Source organism: Paraburkholderia sp. J76 (assembly GCF_905220295.1).
Taxonomy (GTDB): domain Bacteria; phylum Pseudomonadota; class Gammaproteobacteria; order Burkholderiales; family Burkholderiaceae; genus Paraburkholderia.
Genome location: NZ_CAJMZJ010000020.1, coordinates 39,587 through 64,407 on the forward strand (window position 1 = coordinate 39,587; position 24,821 = coordinate 64,407).

The 24,821-nt window shown below is 64.4% G+C and carries 20 protein-coding genes; 9 read left to right on the forward strand and 11 right to left on the reverse strand.

Going from position 1 to position 24,821, the window contains the following annotated elements; translation table 11 throughout:
* Nucleotides 1–130: 130 nt before the first annotated feature.
* Complete coding sequence (locus U5768_RS29185) at nucleotides 131–1,642, forward strand: CoA-acylating methylmalonate-semialdehyde dehydrogenase (protein ID WP_322033787.1); 1,512 nt, start codon at nucleotides 131–133, stop codon at nucleotides 1,640–1,642.
* 105 nt (nucleotides 1,643–1,747) lie between these two features.
* Here the strand turns inward: U5768_RS29185 and U5768_RS29190 are convergent, their stop codons facing one another.
* Nucleotides 1,748–2,686 (reverse strand): LysR family transcriptional regulator, encoded by a 939-nt coding sequence (locus U5768_RS29190; RefSeq protein ID WP_322033788.1) that lies wholly within the window; start codon nucleotides 2,684–2,686, stop codon nucleotides 1,748–1,750.
* 111 nt (nucleotides 2,687–2,797) lie between these two features.
* Between U5768_RS29190 and U5768_RS29195 the strand changes: the two genes are divergently transcribed.
* Complete coding sequence (locus U5768_RS29195; RefSeq protein WP_322033789.1) at nucleotides 2,798–3,814, forward strand: NAD(P)-dependent alcohol dehydrogenase; 1,017 nt, start codon at nucleotides 2,798–2,800, stop codon at nucleotides 3,812–3,814.
* A gap of 70 nt (nucleotides 3,815–3,884) precedes the next feature.
* Here U5768_RS29195 and U5768_RS29200 read toward each other — a convergent pair whose 3' ends face one another.
* From U5768_RS29200 to U5768_RS29220, 5 genes are all read right to left on the reverse strand, one after another.
* Nucleotides 3,885–5,237, reverse strand: coding sequence for a TRAP transporter large permease (locus U5768_RS29200; protein ID WP_322033790.1), 1,353 nt, complete (start codon nucleotides 5,235–5,237; stop codon nucleotides 3,885–3,887).
* A 7-nt stretch (nucleotides 5,238–5,244) separates the two neighbouring features.
* Nucleotides 5,245–5,724: a TRAP transporter small permease gene (locus U5768_RS29205; RefSeq protein ID WP_322033791.1), complete on the reverse strand. Its 480-nt coding sequence runs from the start codon at nucleotides 5,722–5,724 to the stop codon at nucleotides 5,245–5,247.
* A 78-nt stretch (nucleotides 5,725–5,802) separates the two neighbouring features.
* Nucleotides 5,803–6,813 carry a TRAP transporter substrate-binding protein gene (locus U5768_RS29210; RefSeq protein WP_415913992.1) on the reverse strand — a complete coding sequence of 337 codons (1,011 nt, stop codon included), beginning with the start codon at nucleotides 6,811–6,813 and terminating at the stop codon, nucleotides 5,803–5,805.
* Between the two features lie 70 nt (nucleotides 6,814–6,883).
* Nucleotides 6,884–8,107 (reverse strand): porin, encoded by a 1,224-nt coding sequence (locus tag U5768_RS29215; RefSeq protein WP_322033793.1) that lies wholly within the window; start codon nucleotides 8,105–8,107, stop codon nucleotides 6,884–6,886.
* 219 nt (nucleotides 8,108–8,326) lie between these two features.
* On the reverse strand, nucleotides 8,327–9,319 hold the full coding sequence (locus U5768_RS29220) for a LacI family DNA-binding transcriptional regulator (RefSeq protein WP_322033794.1): 993 nt from the start codon (nucleotides 9,317–9,319) through the stop codon (nucleotides 8,327–8,329).
* A 173-nt stretch (nucleotides 9,320–9,492) separates the two neighbouring features.
* On the opposite strand from U5768_RS29220, the gene U5768_RS29225 reads away from it, so the two are divergent.
* The 3 genes from U5768_RS29225 (at nucleotide 9,493) to U5768_RS29235 (ending at nucleotide 12,362) form a co-directional block, all read left to right on the forward strand.
* Nucleotides 9,493–10,320, forward strand: a complete 828-nt coding sequence (locus U5768_RS29225; protein WP_322033795.1) for an NAD(P)-dependent oxidoreductase — start codon at nucleotides 9,493–9,495, stop codon at nucleotides 10,318–10,320.
* Nucleotides 10,321–10,605: 285 nt separating this feature from the next.
* A complete protein-coding gene (locus U5768_RS29230; RefSeq protein ID WP_322033796.1) occupies nucleotides 10,606–11,034 on the forward strand; it encodes a helix-turn-helix transcriptional regulator in 429 nt (142 codons plus the stop codon).
* Nucleotides 11,031–12,362: a type II toxin-antitoxin system HipA family toxin gene (locus U5768_RS29235; protein WP_415913993.1), complete on the forward strand. Its 1,332-nt coding sequence runs from the start codon at nucleotides 11,031–11,033 to the stop codon at nucleotides 12,360–12,362. The genes U5768_RS29230 and U5768_RS29235 overlap by 4 nt, the downstream gene beginning before the upstream one ends.
* Nucleotides 12,363–12,368: 6 nt before the next feature.
* On the opposite strand, the gene U5768_RS29240 is transcribed toward U5768_RS29235, so the two are convergent.
* Nucleotides 12,369–13,277 (reverse strand): LysR family transcriptional regulator, encoded by a 909-nt coding sequence (locus U5768_RS29240; protein WP_322033797.1) that lies wholly within the window; start codon nucleotides 13,275–13,277, stop codon nucleotides 12,369–12,371.
* Nucleotides 13,278–13,400: 123 nt separating this feature from the next.
* On the opposite strand from U5768_RS29240, the gene U5768_RS29245 reads away from it, so the two are divergent.
* Genes U5768_RS29245 through U5768_RS29255 form a run of 3 tightly spaced genes read left to right on the forward strand, consistent with a single transcriptional unit; the run spans nucleotide 13,401 to nucleotide 17,254 of the window.
* Nucleotides 13,401–14,819, forward strand: coding sequence for a M20 family metallopeptidase (locus tag U5768_RS29245; protein WP_322033798.1), 1,419 nt, complete (start codon nucleotides 13,401–13,403; stop codon nucleotides 14,817–14,819).
* Nucleotides 14,820–14,829: 10 nt separating this feature from the next.
* Complete coding sequence (locus tag U5768_RS29250) at nucleotides 14,830–16,143, forward strand: MFS transporter (RefSeq protein ID WP_322033799.1); 1,314 nt, start codon at nucleotides 14,830–14,832, stop codon at nucleotides 16,141–16,143.
* A 40-nt stretch (nucleotides 16,144–16,183) separates the two neighbouring features.
* Nucleotides 16,184–17,254, forward strand: coding sequence for a serine hydrolase domain-containing protein (locus tag U5768_RS29255; protein ID WP_322033800.1), 1,071 nt, complete (start codon nucleotides 16,184–16,186; stop codon nucleotides 17,252–17,254).
* 24 nt (nucleotides 17,255–17,278) lie between these two features.
* Here the strand turns inward: U5768_RS29255 and U5768_RS29260 are convergent, their stop codons facing one another.
* From U5768_RS29260 to U5768_RS29270, 3 genes are all read right to left on the reverse strand, one after another.
* Nucleotides 17,279–20,278 carry an FAD-binding and (Fe-S)-binding domain-containing protein gene (locus tag U5768_RS29260; RefSeq protein ID WP_322033801.1) on the reverse strand — a complete coding sequence of 1,000 codons (3,000 nt, stop codon included), beginning with the start codon at nucleotides 20,276–20,278 and terminating at the stop codon, nucleotides 17,279–17,281.
* Between the two features lie 30 nt (nucleotides 20,279–20,308).
* Nucleotides 20,309–21,595, reverse strand: a complete 1,287-nt coding sequence (locus U5768_RS29265; RefSeq protein WP_322033802.1) for an MFS transporter — start codon at nucleotides 21,593–21,595, stop codon at nucleotides 20,309–20,311.
* 140 nt (nucleotides 21,596–21,735) lie between these two features.
* Nucleotides 21,736–22,953, reverse strand: a complete 1,218-nt coding sequence (locus tag U5768_RS29270; protein ID WP_322033803.1) for a pyridoxal-phosphate-dependent aminotransferase family protein — start codon at nucleotides 22,951–22,953, stop codon at nucleotides 21,736–21,738.
* Between the two features lie 160 nt (nucleotides 22,954–23,113).
* Here U5768_RS29270 and U5768_RS29275 point away from each other — a divergent pair, with 160 nt between their 5' ends.
* A complete protein-coding gene (locus tag U5768_RS29275) occupies nucleotides 23,114–23,833 on the forward strand; it encodes a GntR family transcriptional regulator (RefSeq protein ID WP_322033804.1) in 720 nt (239 codons plus the stop codon).
* A 20-nt stretch (nucleotides 23,834–23,853) separates the two neighbouring features.
* Here the strand turns inward: U5768_RS29275 and U5768_RS29280 are convergent, their stop codons facing one another.
* Complete coding sequence (locus tag U5768_RS29280) at nucleotides 23,854–24,807, reverse strand: LysR family transcriptional regulator (RefSeq protein ID WP_322033805.1); 954 nt, start codon at nucleotides 24,805–24,807, stop codon at nucleotides 23,854–23,856.
* Between the last annotated feature and the right edge of the window lie 14 nt (nucleotides 24,808–24,821).

Consider the following 24,821-nt stretch of genomic DNA (forward strand, 5'->3'; position numbering starts at 1 on the left):
CCGCGCATCTTTCACAGACCAGGCAAGCGATTGTTCAGCATGGAAAACAATCAATTCAGCGCCGGCGTCTTTTCTCGCTGCCGCGCGCTCCGTAGACTGGCGGCACGCACCCATTCAGCGAGGAGATGACATGCAGGCCTACACCGATTCCGCAGACGTGGTCCACTTCATCGGCGGCAAGACCGAACGCGGCGCCGGCGACCGCACGCAAGCGGTCTTCAACCCCGCGACGGGCGCCGCCGCGCGCCGCCTCGTGCTGGGCGAGGCCGCCGACGTGGACGCCGCCGTGGCGAGCGCGAAGGCCGCGTTCCCGCAATGGCGCGACACGCCGCCTATTCGGCGCGCGCGCGTCATGCTGCGCTTTCTCGAACTGATGAACCGCCATAAGGACGAACTCGCGGCAATCATCACGGCCGAGCACGGCAAGGTGTTCTCCGACGCGCAAGGTGAAGTGGCGCGCGGCATCGACGTAATCGAATTTGCCTGCGGCATTCCGCAACTGCTCAAGGGCGACTACACCGAGCAGGTTTCCACGGGCATGGACAACTGGACCGTGCGCCAGCCGCTCGGCGTCGTGGCCGGCATCACGCCGTTCAACTTTCCTTGCATGGTGCCGTGCTGGATGTTCCCGGTGGCGCTCGCGGCGGGCTGCACGTTCGTCCTCAAGCCCAGCGAACGCGATCCTTCGGCTTCGCTTTTCATGGCGCGTCTGCTCAAGGAAGCCGGTCTGCCCGACGGCGTGTTCAACGTCGTGCAGGGCGACAAGATCGTGGTCGATGCCCTCCTCGCGCATCGCGACGTGAAGGCCGTGAGTTTCGTGGGCTCCACGCCGATCGCGAACTACATCTACGAAACGGGTGCGAAGCACGGCAAGCGCGTTCAGGCGCTCGGCGGCGCAAAGAACCACATGGTCGTGATGCCCGACGCCGACATCGACCAGGCCGTGGACGCGCTGATCGGCGCGGGCTACGGCTCGGCGGGCGAGCGCTGCATGGCGATCTCGGTGGCCGTGCTGGTGGGCGACGTGGCGGACAAGATCGTGCCGCGCCTCGCCGAGCGCGCCCGCACGCTCAAGATCGGCGACGGCATGCAAGCCGATGCGGAAATGGGCCCGATCGTCACGAAGCAGGCGCTGGAGCGCATCGAAGGCTATATCGCAACCGGCGTGGAAGAAGGCGCGACGCTCGTGGTCGACGGGCGCGGCCTGAAGGTGCCCGGCCATGAAAATGGCTTTTTCACCGGCGGCACGCTGTTCGACAATGTCACGCCGGAAATGCGCATCTACAAGGAAGAGATCTTCGGGCCGGTGCTCGCCTGCGTGCGCGCCACGGATTTCGCCGAAGCGGTGCAGTTGATCAACGATCACGAGTTCGGCAACGGCGTGGCCTGCTTCACGCGCGACGGCAATGTGGCGCGCGAATTCGGCCGGCAGATCGAGGTGGGCATGGTGGGCATCAACGTGCCGATTCCGGTGCCGATGGCATGGCACGGCTTTGGCGGCTGGAAGCGCAGCCTCTTTGGCGACATGCACGCGTATGGCGAAGAAGGCGTGCGCTTCTACACGAAGCAGAAGTCGATCATGCAGCGCTGGCCAGAAAGCACGGAAAAGGGTGCGGAATTTTCGATGCCGGTGGCGAAGTAAGGGTTGCCCGGGGCTGCGCTCATCCGTCAGGAGTGGTTTGGAAAGCGGCGGCCGCTCATAAGCGGCGCGCCCGGCGCGCTCAACGGAAACCTCGACGAAATTTCGTCAGTTTGCGTCCACGTAGTCCGCGTGGTTCTGGTCGGCGCCGAGCATGCGCGAAATATCCGCGACGAGCGCGTCCACCGCCACGCGCACCTTCGACGGCATATGCCGCGTCTTCTGCCGCACGACGTGCACTTCGTCGCCCATCACGCTCTTGCTGTCCATGACGAGTTCGAGCCGTCCGTCGCTCAAATACGGGCCCATGAGCCAGCACGGCAGCCACGCGAGACCGGCGCCCGCGGCCGCCGCATCGGCAATCGCGAGCAGGTCGTCGAAGCACAGCCGCGACGCGAGCCGGCACTCCTCGACTGCCCCATCGAGGCCGCGCACGCGCCACGCCGGGCTCTGTCCAGCGCGGCCATACGCAATGCCGGTATGCGCGGCGAGCGCGGCAATATCGGCGGGTTTGCCGTGCTGCACGAGATAAGCCGGCGACGCGCAGATGCCCATACGCTGCACGCCAAGCCGGCGCGCGACGAGCGTGCCGTAATCAGGCAGCGTGCCGATACGCACGGCCAGATCGAAGCCGTCCTCGACGAGATCGGCCACACGATCGCTGAACGACAGTTCGACATTCAGGCGCGGATGCGCCTCTACGAGCCGCCGCACCACGGGCGCCACGCACTGACGCCCGAACAGCACCGGCGCGCTGATCCGCAAGCGTCCCGAGGGCTCGCGCCGGCCGTGATCGAAGGCGGCCTCCACGGCGCCCAGTTCGCTCAGCACGCGGCGGCATTGCTCGTAATAGGCGTGCCCTTCGTCGGTGAGGCTCAAGCTGCGCGTGGTTCGCTGCAGCAGGCGCACGCCCAGGCGCTGCTCCAGCCGCGCGACGATCTTCGCGACCGCCGAGCGCGTCACGCCAAGGCGCTCGCCCGCAGCGGAGAAGCTGCCCGCATCCACCACGTCCACGAATTCGGCCACACCGCTTAAGCGGTCGTTCATACACAGACTCCTTTTTGTATCCATTGCGGCAACAACGGGACTCCAAAAACTCGCCAATGTCGCCGCACAAGCAACACTATCATAGATGCTCCTACTCGTACTGGAGCAGTCATGAATGCATGGAAACTGAAGGCCGGCGGCGGCTATGGCGCATTGGCGCGCACCGATTTCACGCCGCGCACGCCCGGCCCGCATGACGTGGTCGTGAAGGTTCGCGCGGCCTCGCTCAACTATCGCGACCTGATGTTCGCGCGCGGCGATTACCTCGGTCTGGGCGACACGCCGCTCGTGCCGGTCGCCGACGGCGCGGGCGAAGTGATCGAAGTCGGCGCGGCCGTCACGCGCTTCAAACCGGGCGACCGCGTGATCAACACCTACTTCCCGCATTGGCTGGATGGCGCTCCCACGCCGGAGAAAGTGCGCGAGACGCCCGGCGCGCAATTCGACGGCGTACTGGCCGACCGCTTCGTCGCGCCGGAAACCTCGCTCGTTGCGATTCCCGCGCACCTCAACTACGAGGAAGCCGCGACGATCTCGTGCGCCGGCATCACGGCCTGGAATGCGATCTTCGTCGAGGGTCAGGCGAAGCCGGGCGCGACCGTAGTGTTGCTCGGCACGGGCGGCGTGTCGATCTGGGCGCTCCAGCTCGCCCACGCCGCGGGCTTGCGGACCATCATCACGTCTTCGAGCGACGAAAAGCTCGAACGCGCGCGTGGGTTAGGTGCGAACGAGACGATCAACTATCGTTCGCACTCCGAATGGCAAGACGAAGTGCTGAAACTCACCGGCGGCGAAGGCGCGGATATCGTGGTAGAAGTGGGCGGACGCGATACGCTGCCGCGTTCGGTGGCCGCCGCGAAAATGGGCGGGCTCGTTTCGATCATCGGCGGCGTGACGAGCTTTGCGGGTCCGGAACTCGGGCTGCTTCCCGTGATCGGCGGCTTCAAGCGGCTGCACGGCCTCATGGTGGGCAGCCGCGCGATGCTCGACGACCTCACGCGTTTCGTCGGCGCGCAGCAGATTCGCCCCGTGGTGGATCGCGTGTTCGGTTTCGACGAAGCGCCCGAAGCGTATGCGTGGCTCGAAGCCGGCAAACACTTCGGCAAGGTGGTGATACGCGTGGCGTGAAAGCACCGTACGCTGAAAAACGAAGCGGGCCCTCTTGACGAGTGCCCGCTTTTTTTAGTGTGCCGGTTGATCAGAAGACCGGATGCCCGTTGATCACGCTGGGCAGCCACGTCGAAAAGAACGGAAAGTAGGTGACCAGATTGATCGCGCTGAAAATCGCGAGATAGTATGGCCACGCGACCTTGGTCGTCTCCCCGATCGACACGTCGCCAATCGCACAGCCGATGAACTGCACCGAGCCGATTGGCGGATGCACGAGGCCCAGCGCGCAGTTCAGCAGGATCATGATGCCGAACTGCACCGGGCCCACGCCGCTATGCATGGCGAGCGGCAGAAAGAGCGGCGTCGTGATGAGGATGTGCGCCGCCATGTCGATGAACGTGCCCAGAAACACCTGGATGATGTTGATGTAGAGAAGCATCAGCCAGGGAAGCGTCGTGGCGTGTTCGAGCACGCGTTCGATCGCCTCCGGAATCTCCAGATACGCCATCTGATAGCGCAGCATGTTCGACACCGCGATCAACAGCAAAACGACGCCCGTGGTCTTGGCCGCGCGGGAGAGTGCGAAAAACAGCTTCTCCTTCGTCATCGAGCGATACACGACCACGGTGAGCGCGAGCGAATACACCACGGCTATGGCCGCCGCTTCCGTCGCGGTCGCAATGCCGCGCGCCACGCAGAAAAGAATGATCGCGATCACCAGCAAGCCAGGCAGCGCACCGAGGAACGCCCGCACCACAGCGAGCCAGCCGGGGAATACCTGCAGTTTGGTCGAACCGTCTGCACTGCGCGGATAACCGAAGCGGCGCGCCTGCCAGTACGCGGCGACCAGCACGAAGCCCATGACCCACAGCACCGGCAGCAGACCCGAGAAAAGCAGGTCTCCTATCGAAACGCCGCTCATCGGCTGGCCGTTCAGCGTGCCGGTAATGCCCTGCGCCGCGAACGCGTAGATGATCATGTTCGTCGAGGTCGGCATCAATGCGCCGGCGAGCGACGAGTGCGTCGTCACGTTGACAGCGTAGGCAGCGCTATAACCCTCGCGCTTCATGAGCGGAATGACCACGCCGCCCATGGCCGACGTATCGGCGGAAGGCGAACCGGAAACGCCGCCGAACAGCGTGCACGCAACGACATTGGCCATGCCCAGGCCGCCGCGAAAGTGACCCACGGTGGCCTGGGCGAAGCGCAGGATGCGATCCGCAATGCCGCCGTGCAGCATCAACTCGCCGGAGAAGATGAAGAACGGCACGGCCAGAAACGAAAACGCGTTCATGCCGGAGATCATCGACTGCATGGCAGTCGCGGCGGGCAGCCCTTCGTAAAGGTACGTGCTGACGCAGGCGAGACCGAGGGAGAAAGAAACCGGCACCCCAACGGCGAGGAGCACCAAAAAGCTGAGCGAAAGAATTGCGAGTTCCATATTTGCCCTACTTTGCCTTGCGTACGAATAGCGCCAGCAGATGCTCGAGCGAAAACAGCACGATGCAGGTGCCGGCCACGACCGGAATGACGTAACGCACCGCTTCCGGCACGCCGAGAATCGCGATACGGTCATCCATGGTCGTTTCCGCCATTTGCAGGCAGCCGAAGAAAATCGCCACGCCGAGCGCGATCAGACAGAGATGCTGGAATGCCTCCGCGATCAGTTGCCAGCGCGGCGAAAGCTTCTTGACGAGCGAATCGAGACCGATATGCCCGCGCTCGCGCACCTTGAGCGCGGCGCCGAACATGGCGATGGTGACCACCAGCAGCAATGCGATCGGCTCGACGAAATCGGGTGCGCTCTCGAACACGTAGCGCATGATCACGCCGTAAAAGACGAGAACCGTGAGTGCCGCGAGCGCGAGCGAGGCGACCAGCGTCAGCAGGCGAAACAGTAAATCGTTGGGGAGTTTCAGGAAGGTCATGATCCATCCTTGCGCGGTACGGACTTCACCACTGCGTTCTATCGGCTGCGCGCCGCTGCCGGCGCGCAGCCCCGGGCCTTAGTGAATCGCCTGGATTTCGTCCACGATCTGCTTCATCTGGGGCGTCTTTTCATACTTCGTCCACACAGGCTGCATGGCCTTCACGAACGCGGCCCGATCGACCTGTGCCGCCGGAATGATGGTCGCGCCGCCCTTTTCCACCGTCTTGCCCGCCGTATCTTCGCGCGCCGTCCAGAGCTTCACGTAGTACGGCACCGAGTCGGCCGCCGCCTTCTTGATGACCTCCTGCTCCTGCGGCGAGAGCGTGTCCCACACCTTCTTCGAGAACACCAGCACTTCCGGCGTCATGGCGTGGTCCGTTTCCGAATACACCTGCGCTACTTCGTAGTGCTTGGTTTCTTCGTACGAGGGCAGATTGTTTTCCGCCGCGTCCACGAGGCCGGTCTTCAGGCCCGTATAGACTTCGGCGAACGGCATCGGCGTGGGCGTGCCGCCCATAGCCCTGATTTCGTCGACCATCAGGTCCGACGGCTGCACGCGCACCTTCAGGCCTTTCATGTCGGCCGGCGACTTGATCGGGCGCTTCGCGTAGATCGAGCGCGCGCCGCTCTCGTAGAACGTCAGCGCGATCATGCCCTTGGCCTTGAACGCGTCGAGAATCTTCTGGCCTTCGGGGCCGTACATCACCTTGCGGAAATGGTCGATGTCGCGAAAGAGGAACGGCAGCGACGGGATCATCGACTCCGGCACGATCTCGTTGAACGCGGCGCCATTGGCGCGAACCATGTCGAGCGCGCCAATGCGCACCTGATCGATCGTATCGTTCTCCGAACCAAGTGCGCTGTTGCCGAATACCTTGATGGAGTCCTTGCCGCCCGTGGCCTGCGAGATTTCTTCGCCCATGTGCTTGAGCGCCATGTTGGTCGGGAAGGTGTCGCTGTGAACATCGGCTACGCGGAACACGCGTGCGTGCGCGGCGCCTGCGGTGAGCGCGAGCGCCGCGGCCAGAACGGTCATTGCTGTCTTTGCGGTGCGTGTACTGCGCGAATTGCGAAAGGTCTTTTTCATCGCTTGCCCCAAGAATGGAAGTGTTGTTTTCGAGCCGTGTCTGGGCTGATTAGCTGGCCAACCGGGTGTCTCAGAACCGGTGGATGATGCCCGCACCCACAGCGACCATGCTGCGCGACGAAGACGGCGTGGTCTGGAAGCCGTCGCCGATCGTCGCGGTCGCGTTGATGATCTGCGTACCGTTGCCTGCCGGCGTGAGGGTCTTGCCGTTTGCTCGCTGGAAAGCCTGCAACGCGTACAGCCCCGTGCGCTTGGAAAGCGTGTAGTACTCCGACAGATTGAACTGCTGATATTGCGCGCTGCTCGTGATGCCATTGGCTCGCGTGGCGCGCGTATAGCTATAGCCCGTTGCGAAATCCCACGTCGGAGCCGGCTTCCAGTGCAGGACGACGCCGCCCGTATTGAAGATCGCCGTATCGTGGAAGCCCGATCCCACGCCGGGGATGTACTGCACGTTCGAGTAGGTGGCCGTGAGGTCGAACTGGCTGCTGAACGTATAGCCGGCGCCCACGGCAAAGCGCTGTTGCGCACGCGCCGACTGGTAGCCGTACGTCACGGCGGAAATGCCGGCCTGTGCGCCCGCGTTCGAGGTGGTCGTATCCGGACCGAAGGCCCCGCCGTTCACGTTCGAGTTGTTGATGCGCGAGAAGCCCACCGCCATGCCGAACGGCCCCATGGCGTACTGCGCCGCGGCGGTCCACGTCGAGCCCTGCGTCACGCTGCCGGGCACGCCGGCCAGCGAGTACGAACCGCTCACCGTGAGGCCGTGAATCTTCGGCGACGTGTACAGCAGCGTGTTATTGGCGCGGTAGATCGTGTCGAGGCCGTCGAGATCGCCCGGATGCGCGCCGTAGAAGCCGGTGAGCCACGTGGTCGGGCTGTACAGCGACAGCATCTGGTAGTACGAAGCGTACTGGCGGCCCGCCGTGAGCGAACCGTAAGTGGGGTTCGTCACGCCCACGAACGCTTGCCGGCTGAACATGAGACCGGTTGTCGATTGCGCGCCGGTTGCGCTGTTGAAGCCCTGTTCGAGCTGGAAAATGGCCTTCGTGCCGCCGCCGAGATCTTCGGCCCCCTTCAGCCCGAAGCGGCTGCCCGCCCACACGCCATTGATCATCTTGACGGCCGAACGGCCGCCAGAGGTCGAACCGAGCGTCGTTTGACTCGACTGCCAGCCAATACCCGTATCGACGATACCGTAGAGCGTGACGCTGCTCTGCGCAAAGGCAGGCGCGGCGCCCGCCATCGCCACCCCCACAACGGCGCTCCTCAAACGGCGCGTGTTCTTCGACATTCTCCGATCTCCTTTTGTTATTCGTACGTTACTTCTGGAAAACGTTTTCTTAAATTTAAAGTGTTCCTTTCGAAATGGCTAGTAGGTAGTTACGCGGAGCGGCAACGCGAACGCGCGTTTTAACCGGCAACGAGGGGCGAGCGTGACGAGGCCGCTGGCCGTCGATCGACGGCCAGCGATCAGGTGGTTCGGGAATCAGGGAATCAGGGAATCAGGGAATCAGCGGCAGGCGGCGGTCGAGTCGCGCACGACGAGTCGCGGTTCGAGCACGACCTGCTCGACATCCGCGCGCCCGGCGAGGACGTCGATCAGCTTTTGCATGGCCAGCTCGCCCATTCGCTCGCTCTGCCCGTCGATCGTGGTCAGGCGCGGCTCCACGTATTCGCCGTAAGGCACGTTGTCGATGCCCGCAACGGAGACATCCTGCGGCAGTCGAAAACCGAGCGACCTGGCCTCCTTCATGAAGCCGAGCGCGATGAGGTCGTTGTAGCAGATCACGGCCTGCGGGCGCTTCGGGCCCAGCATCACCCGCGAGCAGGCCTGCTCGCCCGCCTGGGCGGTCGGCGCGTGTGTTTCGTACACGTCGAGCGTGAGGCCGGCTTCGGCCAGCGCCTCGGTTGCGCCGGCAATACGCTCGTCGTTGATGGTCGCCGCGGCGAATCCCAGATAGGCGACATGCCGGTGCCCGAGATTGAGCAGGTGGCGCACCAGCATGGAGGTCGCGAGCCGGTTGTCGAAACCGACAGTAGGAATGTCGAGCCCGCGCACGGTCCGCAGCATGACGACGGGCTTGCCGAGATTCATCGTCCACCTGGCGATTTCCTCGGAAGCGCGCGAACTGACGATGAGGCCGTCCACGCGCGGCGCGAGCGCTTCGATGAGCGAGCGCTCGCGTGCGAGATTTTCTTCGGCGTCCACGAGAAGCAGCGTGTAGTCGTGCTGGAGCGCAACGCGGTTCGCGCCCTTGACCACGTTCGTGAAGTGCGGGTTCGCGATGTCGAGAATGGCAATGCCGATGGTGCGCGTGCGCCCCGTGATCATCGAGCGCGCAAGCGGATTGGAGCGGTAGCCGAGCAATGCAATGGCGTCCTTGACCTTCGCTTCGACCGCCGGCGAAAAGCGTTGCGTGCCGTTCACGTACTTCGACACCGTCGCGACCGAGACGCCGGCCATGGCAGCGACATCGCGAATCGTCGGGGAACCACTTTTCATAGATTGGCAACGCGAGGGAGGATCGACGGCGAGCATTGTCGCAGAAACTCACCTGGGGCGAACCCCGTATTCGAAGCAGGTATTCCTCCATTGACGCTGCCACGCCCGATGGCTATATTCGGAAAACGTTTTCCTTAAACGATCAATAACAGAATAATTCCCAGGGAGCCCAGATGTCGCAACACTCACTTTCCGCCAAACCGTTCGGCCGCCTTCTTCTGACTGGCGCGGGCGGCAATCTGGGCCGCCAGTTGCGCGGCGCGCTTGCGAACTGGGCCGACGTCGTTCGCGTCAGCGACATCACGGAACTGGGCGAGGCAGCGCCGCACGAGGAAACGCATCGCGCCGACCTGGCGGATCGCGAGGCGGTCATGCAACTCGTGGAAGGCGTGGATGCGATCGTGCACCTGGGCGGCATTTCCATCGACGCGCCATTCGACGATCTGCTCGAAGCCAACATTCGCGGCACGTACAACCTCTATGAAGCCGCGCGCGAGCACGGCATCAAGCGCATCGTCTACGCAAGCTCGAATCACGTGACGGGCTTCCATCCCGTCACGAGCGTGCTCGATACCGATGCCGCGCACCGGCCGGACAGCCTCTACGGCGTGACGAAATGCTTCGGCGAATCGCTGTCGCGCTACTACTTCGATCGCTTCGGCATGGAAACAGTGTGTCTGCGCATCGGTTCGTCGTTCGAAGAACCGAAGAACGCGCGTATGCTCGTCACGTTCCTGAGCTATCGCGACTTCATCGAACTCGTGCGCTGCTCGCTGTTCACCAACCGCGTAGGTCACGCGATCGTTTATGGCGTGTCGGCCAACCCGGCAAGCTGGTGGGACAACGGCAAGGCGGGTTTCCTCGGCTACCGGCCGCGCGACAGCTCGGCGGCGTACGCTGACCGCTTCCCGCCCGCCGCACCGAACGCCGAGCTTGCCGACGCCGCGCAACAATACCAGGGCGGACCGTTCGTGCTTGGCGAGCCGATGCAGAGCGTCTAACGCTACCCCCGGTTGGCATTTCTGCGTTGCCGGGCGGGCTCGCTCTGGCCGCGAAGCGGCTGGGCGGGTCCTGCTGCGCTCGACAGTTAGTTGCAAGTTCGAGACGGCGCGTGATCGGCGCCCTATGCATTCGAACGTCAACGAATACAAACTACAGACTGTATTTTCCTGTTACAGCCTATGGTTTGTATTTTCCATTTACAACGTATAAACTGTATTCCATCGCACCCCGCGTTTCCATTTGCATCGGCGGTTTGCATCCGCATGTCGCCGCCCGGAGTTGCCGTGGACTACCCTCTCAAGACACTCAGTCAACTGCGCCCGATTCTTGTCGGCTTTCGCAAGAAAGCCGGCCTCACCCAGAAAGACCTGGCCGCGCGGCTCGGCATCTCGCAGCAAAGCTACGCCGCGTTCGAGGCCAATCCCGAAGCGGCGAGCGTCGAGCGGCTCGTTCGGGTCTTGCGCTTGCTCGACGTCGAAATCAAGCTCGGCGCGCCCGAAGCCATGGCGTCGCCGGACGCGGCGAAAGCCGCGCCCCGCCCCGCTAAAACCGTTGCCGCTAAAACCGTCACCGCTACAGCCAGGAAGCCGGCCGCGGCCAAGCCGCCGGTTGCCCGCGAACCCACGCGCCCGCACCCTCTCTCCCGCGCCACTCCGTCCGCCGCGCCGCCGCGCCAGCCCACCACGCGTCGCAAGCCGAGGGAGAACTGGTGAGCACACGCCCCCGCCTGCCCAACCGGCTCGACCTGTGGATGAACGGCCTGCCCGTGGGCTACTGGGAGAGCGCGCGCGGCAACGAACGCCTCGTGTACCTCGACAGTTGGCTCGCCGACGAGCAAGGCCGTCCCCTTTCGCTCTCGTTGCCGTTCACGCCCGGCAACCAGCCCTACCGCGGCCAGATTGTCGTGGACTACTTCGACAATCTGCTGCCCGACAGCGACCGCATTCGCAGACGCATCGCCGCGCGCTACCAGACAGGCGGCACCTCGCCGTTCGAGTTGCTCGCTGTGCTTGGCCGCGATTGCGTCGGCGCGCTGCAGATACTTCCCGCCGGGGAAACGCCCGCAAGCCTGAGGAGCATCAAGGGGCGAGCCCTGAGCGAAGGCGACATCGCGCAACTGCTGCGCGAAACCACCGCCGCGCCGCACGCGGGCGAGCACGATTCCGTGGACAACCTGCGGCTGTCGATCGCCGGAGCGCAGGAAAAAACCGCGCTGCTGCGCCATGGCGGCCAGTGGCTGCTCCCGGAAGGCAGCACGCCGACCACGCACATCCTGAAGCTCCCGCTCGGCCTCGTCGGCAACATGCGTGCCGACATGCGCACTTCGGTGGAAAACGAATGGCTGTGTACACAGATCGTCGCGGCCTACGGTTTGCCCGTAGCATCGTGCGAAATCGCGCGATTCGAGGATACGAAGGCGTTGGTCGTGGAGCGTTTCGACCGGCGCCTTGCCAGCGACGGCAAATGGATCGTGCGCCTGCCGCAGGAGGATCTGTGCCAGGCTACCGGCACCTCGGGGCTCGCCAAATACGAAGCCGACGGCGGCCCGGGCATCGACGCGATCATGCAAGTGCTCGACGGCTCCGCGCAGACCGCAGCCGACCGCCGCAACTTCTTCGTCACGCAAATGGTCTTCTGGCTGCTCGCGGCAACGGACGGCCACGCGAAGAACTACAGCATCGCGCTGCTGCCCCGCAGCGAATACGCCGCCACGCCGCTTTACGACGTGCTCAGCGCGCATCCCATCGTCGGCCGGGGCCGCAATCACATCGCGCCGCAGCGCGTGAGTCTCGCGATGGCCGTGCGCGGGCGCAACCGGCATTATCGCGTCGAGGAGATCTATCCGCGGCACTGGATCGCGCAAGGCCAGCGCGTGGGATTCGCCGCGGAACAAGTCGAAGCCATGCTCGCGCACGTGGCGGCGCGAACGCCCCACGCGATCGAAGCCGTCTCGGCGCATCTCCCGGCCGACTTTCCCGCAGACGTAGCCGATGCCGTTTTCGCCGGCATGCGCAGGCTCGCCGCGCGTATCGCCGCGTAGACGAAATCAGCCGCGCGCAAGCTCGTCGTCGTCGATCGCGCGCGTGAGCAGGTCGACAAACGCCTGCATGGTTTGCGGCAGCGTGCGGCCCGCCATCGTCTGGATCTGCAGCGTGCGCTGATGCAACTCAGGGTTCGTGAGCGGCACGGCGGCGAGTCCTTCCACGTCGAGACGGCCGCGTACGGTCAGAAAGCCGGTGAACGTCACGGCATCGGTCAGGCGTACGAACCTTTGCAGTGCGACATGATAGTTGCTGACGAATACCGGCTCGAAGATCAGCCCTTCGAGGCTGCACGCGATGTCGAGAAGCTGGCGGATCGTCACGCCCTGGTTGTTCATGGCAACCGGCCACGGAATCAAATCGCGCAGCGACAACGACTCGCGCGCCGCGAGCGGATGATCGCGGCGCATGAGCGCGAATATCGGCGCGCGCTGCGAATAATGCACGGCAATTTCCTTCTCCAGTGCGAGGCTGAAGCACAGCGCGATATCGGCCGTGCCCTCTCTCACGCGCTGCGTTGCAACAGAAGGCGCCGATACGTCGAGCTGGAAATGCGTTTGCGGATACGTCCCGAGAAAGTGCGCGAACACCTGCGGCAGAAAATCCGGCGCAAGGCCTTCGGAACTCGCCACCCGTATGGTCGCGCGGCCGCCCTCGTTCAGCCCGCGAATCTCGCCGATTACGCGCTCCGTTTCGAGCAGGCTGCGCCGCGCGTGCTCGGCGAGCATGCGTCCCGCCTCGCTCAACACCATGCCGCGCGGCCGCCGCTCGAATAACGGCGTGCCCAGTTCTTCCTCGAGCCGGGCCATCTGGCGGCTGAGCGCCGAAACCGCCACGTAAAGCCGCTCGGACGCCTTGCTCAGCGAGCCGCTGCGGGCCACTTCCAGAAAATAGCGCAGTGCGGTGTTGTCCATGTCGATGAGCGCGGCCTCCTCCGCTTTGCCGTTTCGGCAACGATAGATCGCAAATATTGTAATTGTGCAGAAATATCGGCGACTGCAGGATCGCTCGACGGCCTTACAACAAGGAGACGTGCGTTGACCCGTGACACCGCTATTCAAACCGCAACCGATCAATACGATTCCGGCCGCTTTCTGAACGATCTACGACGCCGCGTGGCATTTCGCACCGAGAGCCAGGAGCCGGAGAGCGGCGAGCGTCTGCGCGGCTATCTGGACGAAGAACTCACGCCGCTCCTCACGCAATGGGGCTTCACCTGCCGCGTGGTCGAGAATCCCGCCAAAGGCGCGGGCCCGTTCCTGATTGCCCACCGCCACGAAGACGACGCACTGCCAACCGTCCTCAGCTACGGCCACGGCGACGTGGTGCGCGGCTACGACGCGCAGTGGCGCGCGGGCCTCACGCCGTGGGACGTGATCGTCGATGGCGAGCGCTGGTACGGCCGCGGCACCGCCGACAACAAGGGCCAGCACAGCATCAACCTCGCCGCGCTCAAGGCCGTGCTCGACGCGCGCGGCGGCAAGCTCGGCTTCAACCTCAAGCTGCTGTTCGAAACAGGCGAGGAAGTGGGCTCGCCGGGCCTGCACGAACTATGCGCGCAGTTGCGCGACGAACTCGCGGCCGACGTGCTGATCGCCTCCGACGGCCCGCGCCTTAGCGCGCACCGCCCGACGATCTTTCTCGGCTCGCGCGGCCTCGTCAATTTCAAGCTCGAACTCACGCTGCGCGAAGGCGGCCATCATTCGGGCAACTGGGGCGGCCTCCTGCGCAATCCGGGCGTCGTGCTCGCGAACGCAATCGCTTCAATGGTCGATTCGAATGGCAAGATTCTCGTGGATGGTCTGCGGCCGCCGCCTGTGCCGGAATCCGTGCGCCGCGCACTCGCCGATATTCGCGTAGGCGGCAATCCTGGCGAGCCCGAGGTCGATAGCGACTATGGCGAGCCGGGTCTCACGCCCACCGAGCGCGTTTTCGGCTGGAACAATCTCGAAGTGCTCGCGTTCCGCACGGGCAACCCCGAAAAGCCCGTCAACGCGATTCCGCCGCACGCCATCGCGTACATGCAGATCCGCTTCGTCGTGGGCACGGACTGGCAGAACCTCGAACAGATCGTACGCGCGCACCTCGACGCGCACGGCTTCGACATGGTCGAACTCGACGTGGAACGCGGCGCGCCGGCTACGCGCGTCGATCCCGACAACGCCTGGGTGCAGTGGGCGCTGCGTTCGCTGCGCGAGACCACGGGTGCGCAACCGGTGCTGCTGCCGAACCTGGGCGGCACGCTGCCCAACGACGTGTTCGCCGAAGTGCTCGGCATGCCCACGCTGTGGGTCCCGCATTCGTATCCGGGCTGTTCACAGCACGCACCGAACGAACATCTGCTCGGCCCGGTCGTGCGCGACGGACTGCGCATCATGGCTGGCCTCTTCTGGGACCTCGGCGCAAGAGAAGCCGGCGCGTCCAATCCCGCACCGCATCCGGCAACGCTTGCATGAGGACGTCGCAATGAGCATCGATTCCCTACCCGCGCACCACGACGGCAGCAAGCCCTGGCCGGAGGCCGCGCAAAGCACTTCCCGCAAGAACGTCTCGCGGCTCATCCTCGCGACTTCGATAGGCAACGCGCTCGAGTTCTACGACCTGCTCGCGTACGGCTACTTCGCCGGCACGCTCTCCAAGCTCTTCTTCCCCGTTCACAACGCGACGATCTCGCTGCTGCTCACGCTCGGCACATTCGCGCTCTCGTACCTCGCGCGGCCATTCGGCGCGCTCGTGCTCGGCTCGTATAGCGACCGCAAGGGCCGCAAGGCGTCGCTCACGCTCTCCATCGCGCTGATGACGATCGGCACCGCCATGGTCGCGCTCATGCCCACGTACGCGACGATCGGCATCCTGGCGCCCATCGGCATATTTGCCTCGCGTCTATTGCAGGGCTTTTCAGCGGGCGGCGAGTTCGGCAGTTCCACCGCCTTCCTGATCGAGCACGCGCCGCAGCGCAGCGGTTTCATGTCGAGCTGGCAGTTTTCGAGCCAGGGCGCGAGCACGCTGCTAGTCTCGCTGTTCGGCGCAGTGCTCGTCGGCACGCTCACGCAGCCGCAACTCGAAAGCTGGGGCTGGCGCATTCCGTTTCTGTTCGGTGTGCTGATCGGTCCGGTCGGACTTTATATCCGCAGCCGCATGGACGAAACGCCCGAATTCGAGCGCACCGAAAAAGCCGAATCGCCCGTGCGCGAAATGCTCGCCACGCAAAAGTCGCGTGTGATTGCGTCGATCGGCGTGCTGATCCTGACCACTTCGGCCCAATACGTACTCCTTTACATGCCGACCTATGCCGCGCGCCAGCTCGGCCTCGCGCCGTCTTCGGGCTTTATCGCCACGCTCGTGGCCGGCCTGATCGCTATCGTGCTCACGCCCATGGTGGGCCACTGGTCGGACAAGATCGGCCGCACGCGCATCATGTTCGTGGCGGGCGCGCTGTTTCTGCTCACCGTCTATCCCGCGTTCATGATCCTGAACGCCCATCCTTCGCTGCCCATGCTGATCGCCGCCGTGATCTGGGTCGCCGTGCTGAAAGTTACCTATTTCGCCCCGATTCCGGCGCTCATGGCCAGTTTCTTCCCCACGCGCACGCGCACCACGGGCATGGCGCTCGCCTATAACGTCGGCACGACCGTGTTCGGCGGCTTCACGCCGCTGGCCGTAGCCTCGCTCATTGCCGCGACGGGCAACAATCTCGCGCCGGGGCTCTGGCTGATGTTCGCTGCCGTATTGAGCCTCGCTACGCTGATCTGGGCGCGCGTGCAACTGGCCGCCCGCTGAGCCGGCAACGTACAGAAACACCAAAAGGAAATACCCACCTATGCAACTCGACTTGCCACAGGAAGTTCAGGACGCCATTCAGTTTTCCGTCGATCACGAATCGACATGGGATCGTCATATCGATGGCAATTTCGGCGTGCATGTGAACGATCCGCCGCCGTGGAACCGCTTGCTCGGTCCCATTCACGATCGCGGGCCGGTGTCGGGCGCCGTTGCCGTGGACGGGCGGCTGCTCGCGCAATGGGGCGAGCCCGATCGGCCCGACCTGACCTTCAGCATCGCGAAGACGTATCTGGCGCTGCTTGCGGGCGTGGCGCACGACCGCGGCCTCTTGCCCGATCCCGACGAACCCGTGCGTACGCGCGTGCCCGGCATCGGCTTCGACGACGACCACAACGCGGCAGTCACGTGGACGCACCTGCTGCAACAGACGAGCGAATGGCAAGGCAAGTGCTTCGGCCTCTCCGACCAGGCCGATCACTACCGCGCCGTCACGTTCGGGGAGCCGCCCAACGGGAAGAAAGGCGACTTGCGCCCGCTGCAAGCGCCCGGTACGTATTGGGAATACAACGACGTGCGCATCAACCAGCTCTCGCTGGCGCTCCTGCATCTGTTCGGCCGTTCGTTGCCCGAAGTATTTCGCGAGACGATCATGCGCCCCGTTGGCGCAAGCGAGAACTGGCAATGGGTCGGCTACGACGACGCATGGATCGACCTGAACGGCAAACGCGTGCAATCGGTGCCTGGCGGCTCGCATTGGGGCGGCGGCATGTCGGTAAGCGCGAACGACCAGTTGAAGATCGCGCAGATGCTGCTCGACGACGGCATGTCCCAAGGCCGCCGCGTGCTCTCCAGCGAATGGATCGCGCGCATGCGCACGCCCAGCCCGCTCGCACCGTTTTACGGCTCACTGGTCTGGCTCAACACGCAGCGGCGCGTGTTTCCGGCGGTGCCCGAGTCGAGCTGGTTTGGCGTGGGCGCGGGCAGCTCGTTCATGTGGATCGAGCCCGAGCGCAAGATCGCGCTGATCGTGCGCTGGCTCGATTCGCAATTCGCCAATGCATTCTTCGGCAAGATGCTGCACGCCGTGGACGCGGTATGCGCGCGATAACGCACCGAATAGCGTACTGACGCATTAGCGCATCGCCATTTCCAGCACTCTCGCCACGTGCAGCGCCGTGGCGTTCGCGCCGTCGTGGATCTGGTGGCGGCAACTCGTGCCATCCGCCACGACGAGATCGCCGCGCCCGGCCTGGCGCACGGCGGGCAACAGCGAAAGCTCGGCCATCGCCAGCGATGCTTCGTAGTGCTCTGCTTCGTAGCCGAAGCTGCCCGCCATCCCGCAGCACGACGATTCGATGGGCTTTACGTCCAGCCCCGGAATCCAGCCAAGCACGGTAAGCACGGGCCGGAAGGCGTCGAACGCCTTCTGGTGACAGTGGCCGTGCACCCACGCACGCGGGGCATCGAGCTTGTGCAAGGCCAGATGGAACCGGCCCGCGCCTTGCTCGCGCACGAGAAATTCCTCGAACAGAAAGGCAGCCGCCGAGAGTTCGCGCGCCTCGTCGCCGTAACCGTATTGCAGGAACTCGTCGCGCATCGAGAGCAGGCACGAAGGTTCGAGCCCGACAATCGAAACGCCGCGCGCCACGAACGGCATGAGCGTGTCGAGCAGGCGCCGGGCCTCGCGCTTCGCCTCGTCCACCAGACCCGCCGCGAGGAACGTGCGGCCGCAGCATAGCGGGCGCTCCTGTGCGCGCACGTTGAAATGCACGAAATAGCCGGCCGCTTCGAGCACCCGTTGCGCGGAGCGCGCGTTTTCAGGTTCGAAATTGTCGTTGAACGTATCGACGAACAGCACGACCTCCTTCGTTGCCGCTGCTGGGTCCGGCTTCGCGGCCGCCATCCCCGCGAGGAAAGACGGCCGGAACTGCGGCAGCGAGCGTTGCGGCGCGACGCCGAGCGCGCGCTTCGTCCAGGCTGATATCAGCGGAAGCCGTTCACCAGCAGCCGCCAAACCGCCCAATTTCGCCACGCTACGCGCGTAGCGCGGTAAAAACGCAATCATCTTCTCGCGCAGCTTCAGGCCGTGCGTCGCATTCCACGCCGCGCGCGCTTCGATCTTCAGCTTCGCCATGTCCACGCCGGTCGGGCAGTCGCGCTTGCAGCCCTTGCACGAAACGCACAGTTCGAGCGTCTCTTTCACGTCTGCGCTCGCGAGCCCGTCTTCGCCAAGCTGCCCCGAAATCGCAAGCCGCAACGTGTTCGCGCGGCCGCGGGTCACGTGCTTTTCGTCCTTCGTCACGCGATAGCTCGGGCACATCGTGCCCGCGTCGAACTTGCGGCAGTGGCCGTTGTTGTTGCACATCTCCACCGCTTTCGCGAGGCCGCCGGTCAGGTCGTCGCCGCTGCCGGGCGGCGTTTGCGCGCCCGTCAGCGGATCGCGGTTCACATCCCACGCCGACCAGTCGAGCACCGGCCGCATCTGACGCTCGCGGTATCCCGGCGCAAAGCGAAACAGTTTCGCGTCGTCCATCTTCGGCGGGCGCACGATCTTGTCGGGATTGAAGCGATTCTCGGGATCGAAAAGCTGCTTGATTTCCGCAAACGCGGCGTTGATCTTCGGTCCGTACTGCCAGGCAATCCATTCGCCGCGGCACAGGCCGTCGCCGTGCTCGCCCGAAAACGCGCCTTTGTACTCGCGCACGAGTTCCGCCGCGGCTTCGCCTATCGCGCGCATTTTCGCCGCGCCGTCGCGGCGCATGTCGAGAATCGGCCGCACGTGCAGCGTGCCGACGCTCGCGTGCGCGTACCACGTGCCTTCGGTGCCATGCTGATGGAAGATTTCGGTCAGACGGCTCGTGTACTGCGCGAGATGTTCGAGCGGCACGGCGCAGTCCTCGATGAACGAGACGGGCTTGCCGTCGCCCTTCATGCTCATCATGATGTTCAGCCCCGCCTTGCGCACCTCCCAGAGCGCCTTCTGCTCGTTCGCATCGGTCATCTTCACGACCGAAGCCGGCAGGCCGAGGTCGCCCATCAGTTCCACCAGACCGTCGAGGCGGCGCACCTGCGTCTCGCGTTCGTCGCCGGCGAATTCGACCAGCAGGATCGCATCGGGCCTGCCCACCAGCGCCTTTTCGATTACCGGCTTAAAGCCCGGATTACCGAGCGCGAGTTCGATCATCGTGCGATCGACCAGTTCGACCGCGGTCGGCTTGAGCTTGACGATGTGCTGCGCCGAGTCCATCGCCTGCCAGAAGGTCGGAAAGCTCACCACGCCCAGCGTTTTATGCGCGGGCAGCGGTGCGAGCTTCAGCGTGATTTGCCGGCTGAAGGCGAGCGTGCCTTCGGAGCCCACGAGCAGATGCGCGAGATTCGCCGCGCCGTCGTCGGTATACGCGAGCGGGTTCTGGCAATCGAACAGGTCGATGTTGTAGCCGGCCACGCGGCGCAGCACTTTCGGCATGCGTTCGGCAATCTCGCCGCGCTCGCGCGTGGCGATGCGCTGCACGCCCTCAAGGAGCGCCGCCAGCCGCGCGCCTTCGTGCGGCATTTTCAGGGACTGGAAACGCGCCTCGCTGCCGTCCGCGAGAATCGCGTCGATGCCGAGCACGTTGTGCACCATGTTGCCGTATTCGATCGAGCGCGAGCCGCACGAGTTGTTGCCCGCCATGCCGCCGATCGTGCATTGCGCGGCCGTCGAAACGTCCACGGGAAACCATAGCCCGTGCGGCTTGAGCCATGCGTTCAGATGATCGAGCACGACGCCGGGCTCGACCGTCACGGTACGCGCATCGGCATCGAAATCGACGATGTTGTTGAGCCACTTCGACGTGTCGATTACGAGCGCTTCGCCCACGGTCTGCCCGCACTGGCTCGTGCCCGCGCCGCGCGCGAGCACCGGCGCATGCTCCACGCGCGCCACTTCCAGCGCGGCGCGCAGATCGTCCTGATCGCGCGGCGCCACCACGCCGATGGGCATGATCTGGTAGATCGACGCATCGGTTGCATAGCGGCCGCGGCTCGCGGTGTCGAAGAATACGTCGCCGCGCATGGCTTCACGCAGGCGACGCGCGAGCGGCGAGCCATGGCCCGCGCTCGAAGGAACCAGATGAACAGGTTTGACCAGCATGCCCGAAGTCCGTGCGCCATCCATCGCCGTTCACACTCCTTGATGAGAGCCCGCAGGTTCTTCGGTTTTCTTGCCCAGTTCGAAGCGGCTGTCGGGCTGCATGCGGAACGCGAGAATCACGCCGCATCCCATCAACACCATGCTGCCCACGAACGGCAGATCCCAGTTGCCGAAGCGGTCGATCAGAAAGCCGCCCACCACGGGCGAGATGATCGCGGCCAGCGCGGAGCCCGTGTTCATCATGCCGCTCGCCGTGCCCGAAAATTCCGGCGCGATGTCCATGGGAATCGCCCACATCGGCCCGATGGTCATTTCGGCAAAGAAGAAGCCCGCTGCCAGGCACGCCATGGAAATGACGGGATTGTGCACGAACATCAGCGGCACTAAGACGATCAGCGTAATGAGCATGCAGACCGATACCATCCAGCTACGTGCGCGCTTGAGGTTGCCCGTGCGCTTGAAGAGCCAGTCGGTCACGAGGCCGCCGAGCGTGTCGCCCACCACGCCCGCGAGGAACACGACGGAGGCGAAGATCGCCGACTTGCCCAATTGCAGGTGATAGTTGTGCAGGAAGTACTGCGGAATCCAGCTAAGAAACAGCCACAGCGTCCAGCCGTAGCAGAAGTAGACAATCGTCACCGGAATCATGCGCCTGAAGAGCGCCATCCACGGCAGGCCCGTTACGCGCGGCTTGGGCGGCGGCAGAATCGCGAGTTCGGTCTCGGTGATGCGCGGGTGATCCTTCGGGTTTTCGGTGAACGTGAACGCCCACGCCACGACCCAAATCAAGCTGAGCGCGCCGCACACGAAGAACGATTCGCGCCAGCCGTAGCGCGCCATCACCAGCACCACCAAGGCGGGCGCCACCGCATTGCCGATGCGCGACGCGGAGTGCGTGACGCCCTGCGCGAACCCGCGCCGCTCCTTCGCGACCCAGCGCGACATGGCCGAGGTCGATGCGGGAAACGTTGCGCCCTCACCGAAACCGAGCAACAGGCGCGCGGCGAGCAGCGTGAAGAGGCCGCCGGCCATGCCCGTGAGCACCGTCGCCACGCCCCACAGCGCGCCGCAAAAAAGCAACGTGCGGCGCGCGCCGAAGCGATCGCTCACCCAGCCGCCGATGATCTGAAACAGCAGATACGGATACGCAAACGCCGAAAAAACCAGCCCCACCTGGGTGTGCGTTAGCTGGAACTCCTTGCCGAAGCCCGCCGCCGCCGTGCTCACGTTCACACGATCGAGGTAGGTGATGAAGTACATGATGCAGAGCATGATCAGCACGATGCTGCTCGCGCTCGTCAATCGATACCGTTTCATCGTCTGTCTCCGTTGCTGGTTCTATCGGCCGCATCGCCCTTCTTGCAGGGGGCGTCCGGCATGGGAACAACCTGGCACAACTTGAGAACCGCGTCCGTCATGCCGCGCCCCGTGCGCGGCATGCGCAAAAGGCCCTTGTTTCAGGCTGCTTTCAGCGACATCACGTTGGGCTGCGCCGCGAGATATTCCATCGCGGCGGGCAAGCCGCTGTCCTTCAAAGGCACATTCGCAATGCGCAGACCCATCTCGCAGCCGGCTAGCGCCGCCAGCAACGTAAGATCGTTGCAGTCGCCCAGGTGCCCGATGCGGAACATGCGCCCCTTCACCTTGCCGAGCCCCGTGCCAAGCGAAAGATCGAAGCGCTCGTAGATGATCTTGCGAACCGCATCCGCGTCCACGCCTTCGGGCATCATCACGCCGGTCAGCACAGGGCTGTAAACAGCGGGGTCGGCGCACTGGATCTCGAGACCCCACGCGCGCACCGCTCGGCGGCACGCCTCGCCCAGCCGCTGGTGCCGCGCGAACACGTTGTCGAGCCCTTCGTCCTGCAGCATGTCGAGCGCTTCGGAAAGTCCGTAGAGCAGATTCGTGTTGGGCGTGTACGGCCAGTAGCCGCTCTTGTTCATTTCGATGATCTCGGCCCAGCCCCAGAAGCTGCGCGGCAGCTTTGCATGCTCGCTGGCAGCCAGCGCCTTCGCCGAAACCGCATTGAAGCTGATGCCAGGCGGCAGCATGAGACCCTTTTGCGAGCCGGAGACGGTCACGTCCACGCCCCATTCGTCGTGCCGGTAATCCGCGCTCGCGAGGCCGGAAATCGTGTCCACGAGCAGCAGCGCCGGGTGCCCGGCGGCGTCGATCGCGCGGCGCACCGCGGCAATGTCCGAGGTCACGCCGGTCGAAGTCTCGTTGTGCACCACGCAAACCGCCTTGATGGCGTGGCCCGCATCTTCACGCAGACGCTTTTCGATCATGTCGGCCTGCACGCCGCGCCGCCAGCCTTCAATGCCCGGCAGGCCGAGAAATTCGGGCTTCAGGCCAAGGCGCTCGGCCATCTGCTTCCATAACGTCGCGAAATGACCCGTTTCGAACATCAGCACCGCGTCGCCTGGACTCAGCGTATTGGCGAGCGCGGCTTCCCACGCCCCGGTGCCCGAAGCCGGGTAGATCACCACTGGCCGCTGCGTCTTGAAGATCTTCTTGATACCGTCGAGCACCTTGAGCCCAAGCACGCCGAACTCGGGGCCGCGATGGTCGATGGTCGGGTAGCTCATCGCGTGCAGGATGCGATCGGGCACCGGGCTCGGGCCGGGAATCTGCAGGAAGTGGCGGCCGGCGGGATGAAAATCGAGCTTCAACATGCAATCGCTCCTGTTTGAATTTTGCATGCAAAAAACTATAATCCACTCAGCCGTCTGACGGACAAACAATTCCGACGTGGTTTACCCCAAGGCCAGCCTGCTTCTTTAGGGTCCCGTCCTTGGGCTAGAATTCGCAGAAACCGATTGAAATGCCTTTTGCATGCAAAACCTGAACCTGAACGCCTCCGCCATTAGTCCGGCAATCAGCCCCGAGTTGCCGCCCATTCCGCGTCAGCAACTTCATGACACCGTCGTCGATCATTTGCGGCGGTTCATCGTGGAAGGCGTGCTCGAGGCCGGACGCAAGCTCAACGAACGCGAGCTATGCGAAACCCTGGGCATTTCGCGCACGCCGCTGCGCGAAGCGCTGAAAGTGCTGGCGTCCGAAGGGCTGATCGAGATTTCGCCGAATCGCGGCGCCTCGGTCTCGAAGATGTCGGAAGCGGAATTGCGCGAGACCTTCGAACTCATGAGCGGGCTCGAAGCGTTTTCGGGCGAACTGGCGTGCGAGCGGATCACCGCAGCCGAAATCGCCGAGATCAAGGCGCTGCACTACGCGATGCTCGCCTGCCGCGCACAGAACGATCTGGCCGGTTACTACAGCCGCAACCAGGCGATACACGACAAGATCAACGAAGCGGCGCGCAATTCGGCGCTGCGGCAAACGTATATCGCCGTGAACCGCCGCTTGCAGGCGCTGCGCTTTCGCTCGAACTTCGAGACGCCGAAGTGGGATCGCGCGATAAATGAGCACACCGAAATGCTCGAAGCGCTCGACGCGCGAGACGGCAAGCGGCTCGCTGCGATCTTGCGGCAGCATCTGCTCGCCAAGCGCGATGCGGTGCTGAGGATTGGGGATACGCCTTCGGCGCAGGAATAGAAGCCCGCAACAACATCGCACTACTGCGCCGCCGACTCCAGAAAACTCTGCGCAAGCTGCTTCCTCAGGTGGTCGGCGGCGGGCGAAAGTCTGCGGCCTACGCGCGTCACCATCTGGCTCGAAAAACCCGCCGCGATCGGATGATCGATCGGCACGGCCGCCAGTTCGCCCAGATCGATGCCGCGGCGCGCCGTGATCGACGACATGAACGCCACGCCCAACCCGGCGGCCGCGAGCGTCTGCGCCGTGTTGAAAAGATCCACGCGATACGCAGGCATCACGTTCAGACGCGCATCGTCGAACAGCGACTGCACGAAGTGCTGCACGCCGAACGATTCGGTCATGAAGATCAGGCGCTCGCCGGCGAGTTCGGCGGGCGCCACCTTGGGCATCTTCGCAAAGCGGTGCGAGGGCGCAACCAGCGCGCATAGCGGCCGCGACGCGAACGGATGAATGCGCATGGCGGGGTCGTCGGAAGTGCGCGTGCACAGGCCGATATCGACCACGTCGTCGCGCACGAGCGACAGCACGACCGGCGTGGGCCCCGAGCGGATTTCCACGAGAATGTCGGGGTACGTCATCGAAAACCGCTGAAGCGCCCGCGCGATCAGATTGCCGATGAAACCCTCGCCCACGCCCAGCGCCACGCGGCCGCGCCTCAGGTGCCGGTACTCCTCCAGGCGAGCGGCCAGATCGCGCTGACGACGTTGCCCGTCGCGATAATGATCCACGAGCACCTGGCCGATTTCGGTCACGGCCACGTTGCGACCGCGCCGCTCGATCAGCGGAAAGCGCAGCCGCCGCTCCAGCGCCGCCACCTGGCGGCTGATGACCGAGGCGTTGATGCCCAACGCCTCGGCGGCCAGACGCACACCGCCCGCCGCCGCAATTTCGGCCAGATAGCGCAGCGGCCGCTCGCCGATATCGTCGATCGTGCCTCGCGCCGCATCTTCCCGCTCTGCCTTTCCCCGCACCGCATCGCTCCTTT

What these genes read in the sequence shown, in the direction of transcription:
- U5768_RS29195 (WP_322033789.1), top strand. Translation starts at nt 2,798, where the DNA reads ATGAATGCATGGAAACTGAAGGCCGGCGGCGGCTATGGCGCATTGGCG.
- U5768_RS29185 (WP_322033787.1), top strand. Translation starts at nt 131, where the DNA reads ATGCAGGCCTACACCGATTCCGCAGACGTGGTCCACTTCATCGGCGGC.
- U5768_RS29205 (WP_322033791.1), bottom strand. Translation starts at nt 5,724, where the DNA reads ATGACCTTCCTGAAACTCCCCAACGATTTACTGTTTCGCCTGCTGACG.
- U5768_RS29225 (WP_322033795.1), top strand. Translation starts at nt 9,493, where the DNA reads ATGTCGCAACACTCACTTTCCGCCAAACCGTTCGGCCGCCTTCTTCTG.
- U5768_RS29215 (WP_322033793.1), bottom strand. Translation starts at nt 8,107, where the DNA reads ATGTCGAAGAACACGCGCCGTTTGAGGAGCGCCGTTGTGGGGGTGGCG.
- U5768_RS29255 (WP_322033800.1), top strand. Translation starts at nt 16,184, where the DNA reads ATGCAACTCGACTTGCCACAGGAAGTTCAGGACGCCATTCAGTTTTCC.
- U5768_RS29220 (WP_322033794.1), bottom strand. Translation starts at nt 9,319, where the DNA reads ATGAAAAGTGGTTCCCCGACGATTCGCGATGTCGCTGCCATGGCCGGC.
- U5768_RS29210 (WP_415913992.1), bottom strand. Translation starts at nt 6,813, where the DNA reads ATGAAAAAGACCTTTCGCAATTCGCGCAGTACACGCACCGCAAAGACA.
- U5768_RS29190 (WP_322033788.1), bottom strand. Translation starts at nt 2,686, where the DNA reads ATGAACGACCGCTTAAGCGGTGTGGCCGAATTCGTGGACGTGGTGGAT.
- U5768_RS29200 (WP_322033790.1), bottom strand. Translation starts at nt 5,237, where the DNA reads ATGGAACTCGCAATTCTTTCGCTCAGCTTTTTGGTGCTCCTCGCCGTT.
- U5768_RS29250 (WP_322033799.1), top strand. Translation starts at nt 14,830, where the DNA reads ATGAGCATCGATTCCCTACCCGCGCACCACGACGGCAGCAAGCCCTGG.
- U5768_RS29265 (WP_322033802.1), bottom strand. Translation starts at nt 21,595, where the DNA reads ATGAAACGGTATCGATTGACGAGCGCGAGCAGCATCGTGCTGATCATG.
- U5768_RS29275 (WP_322033804.1), top strand. Translation starts at nt 23,114, where the DNA reads ATGCAAAACCTGAACCTGAACGCCTCCGCCATTAGTCCGGCAATCAGC.
- U5768_RS29270 (WP_322033803.1), bottom strand. Translation starts at nt 22,953, where the DNA reads ATGTTGAAGCTCGATTTTCATCCCGCCGGCCGCCACTTCCTGCAGATT.
- U5768_RS29240 (WP_322033797.1), bottom strand. Translation starts at nt 13,277, where the DNA reads ATGGACAACACCGCACTGCGCTATTTTCTGGAAGTGGCCCGCAGCGGC.
- U5768_RS29260 (WP_322033801.1), bottom strand. Translation starts at nt 20,278, where the DNA reads ATGCTGGTCAAACCTGTTCATCTGGTTCCTTCGAGCGCGGGCCATGGC.